Here is a 450-nt window from a genome sequence, read left to right as displayed (position 1 = left end):
GTCGTCGACAGGCCCGTCGTCCAATATGCGGTGGACGAGGCCTTCGAGGCGGGCATCGAACACATCGTCTTCGTGACCGGTCGCAACAAGGCGGTGATCGAGGACTATTTCGACCTGCATCCGGAATTGATCGGCACCCTGGAGCAGACCGGCAAGAAGACCCAGCTGGAGGCGCTCGAAAGCATGCTGCCTGTGGCCGGCGCCACCAGCTTCATCCGCCAGCAATCCCCGCAAGGCCTCGGCCATGCCGTCTGGTGCGCGCGCGAGGTTATCGGCAACGAGCCCTTCGCCTTGCTGCTGCCGGACATGGTGTCCTTCGGCGGTCGCGGATGCCTCGCCGAAACCGTCGAGCTTTATGAGCGCACGGGCGGCAACGTAATCGCCGTCGAGCGTTGCGAACCCAGCGAGACCAACAAATATGGCATCGTTGGCCGTGGCGCCGAGATCGGC

General features: G+C 64.0%; 1 pseudogene. It reads left to right on the top strand.

The window, feature by feature from the left end:
- A pseudogene (locus EN969_RS34890) lies at positions 1-450 on the top strand (UTP--glucose-1-phosphate uridylyltransferase); the annotation flags it as partial.

The sequence above is a fragment of the Mesorhizobium sp. M7A.F.Ca.CA.003.01.2.1 genome (genome assembly GCF_003998945.1).
GTDB classification, from domain to species: domain Bacteria; phylum Pseudomonadota; class Alphaproteobacteria; order Rhizobiales; family Rhizobiaceae; genus Mesorhizobium; species Mesorhizobium ciceri.
The sequence above is the reverse complement of the archived record's forward strand: the minus strand, read 5'-3'. Positions and strand labels throughout refer to the sequence as shown.